Raw genomic sequence first — 969 nt, 5'->3', positions numbered from 1 at the left:
TGATTATGTTGGTATTGAATTAAGTGAAGTAAATAAAGTATAATATCCATGAGCATTGTCTCCTTTGTTGACAATGGTTTGTGGTGAATTCATTATACTTCAAAATGGAGGTCAATGCTCTTTTTATTTGCAAACCTCCAATAAATCAAGGTTTTAAAGATTTTTAGAACAATAAAAATGGGTAGTATTTGACACTACCAGAAGATTTATGGAGGTAATTTTATGAAAGATACCATGGAAATCATAGATAATCTGCTTCAGAAAGAATGTTATATTATTGACTTCTTTCCTAAAAAGGTTCTTAAAGAGCATGACGGACAATTTTTTGATGTAGAAGATTATTTATTAAACAGTAAAAAACATAACATCATAAAAAATAAGTTTGTAAATATTATTTTGAAATTGATGTGTTACTATCATATCTCGATTTTATGGAATGATTGGATTGACAAACCCAGTCCTGAACAGATAGAATATACGATTTCTGAAATTATGAAAAATCATTCAGGAACGTTGAATTGTTTATTTCCAAATGAAAATATGCTTCTGGTATTCGATTGGGATTGTTTGCATTTATCCCTATACAATGCTCCCAAAAAAACACATAATTTATTTAATCAAATAGCACTTTCTGAAGGGTTATTCTTTCGATTATCGGAATAAAAGTTTCTAGTTTACCAAAAAATCTTTCTAATTTATAAACTTCCAAACCTATTCATCAGTGAAATATGTTGTGGTCAAGCTTTTTTGTAACACTTTGACCTAATTTTTATTGCTACAGGATTTATACCCCGTAGCGTGCCTCAAAAGGCGTTTGATAATTGTTGTAAGAATGCGGTCGTTCGTGATGGTAATGAACGTACGCAAATTCTTCAATGGATGTATATAATTCTTTCTCAGAATGATAGGAATGATGATGAACCAGTTCATTCTTGAGAGTATTGTAATAACGTTCCATAGGAGCATTAT

At 30.0% G+C, this 969-nt stretch carries 1 protein-coding gene and 1 pseudogene; one reads left to right on the top strand and one right to left on the bottom strand.

All coding sequences use genetic code 11. From position 1 onward, the window contains the following. Positions 1–222: 222 nt before the first annotated feature. The gene (locus KQI71_RS12250) at positions 223–663 is read left to right on the top strand and encodes a hypothetical protein (protein ID WP_253288124.1); all 441 of its coding nucleotides are present in this window, start codon (positions 223–225) and stop codon (positions 661–663) included. 121 nt (positions 664–784) lie between these two features. Here the strand turns inward: KQI71_RS12250 and KQI71_RS12245 are convergent. Next, a pseudogene (locus KQI71_RS12245) lies at positions 785–969 on the bottom strand (integrase core domain-containing protein); the annotation flags it as partial.

This window comes from Anaerostipes sp. MSJ-23 (assembly GCF_018918155.1).
Taxonomy (GTDB): Bacteria; Bacillota; Clostridia; order Lachnospirales; family Lachnospiraceae; genus Anaerostipes.
The sequence above is the reverse complement of the archived record's forward strand: the minus strand, read 5'-3'. Positions and strand labels throughout refer to the sequence as shown.